The organism is Enterobacter sp. 120016 (genome assembly GCF_018383635.1).
Lineage (GTDB): Bacteria > Pseudomonadota > Gammaproteobacteria > Enterobacterales > Enterobacteriaceae > Enterobacter > Enterobacter asburiae_D.
Genome location: NZ_JAHAWC010000052.1, coordinates 1 through 340, shown reverse-complemented (window position 1 = coordinate 340; position 340 = coordinate 1). Strand labels below are relative to the sequence as shown.

The 340-nt window shown below is 63.5% G+C and carries 1 protein-coding gene; it reads left to right on the top strand.

Features of this window, described 5'->3' with window-relative positions:
* Window positions 1–340: DUF6531 domain-containing protein (locus KIF87_RS23070; protein WP_213330855.1), on the top strand; the 340-nt coding region annotated here is incomplete at both ends.

The window sequence follows — 340 nt, the reverse complement described above, 5'->3', positions numbered from 1 at the left end:
AACTGGGTACCAGCCGTCACACCGAAATCGGCCTGAAAACCCGCGAGGAAAGTTCTCCAGCCACGGACCCCGGCGGCAACCCGACGAAAAATACCGACGCCTGCGATACGGACGGCTGCCCGGTATCCTTGATCACCGGGGAAGAGCTGCTGGCGCTGACGGATTTCACGCTGCCCGGCGCCGTCCCGTTCAGTATTGGCCGGCAGTACCGCACCACGGCGGTTGAGGAGGCGTCAACGCTCGGGTATGGCTGGCGGCATACGCTCGATCATCGCCTCACCTTCACCGACAGCCATATTCTGTGGCGGGACCATGAGAACGTCACCCTGCGCCTGCCGCT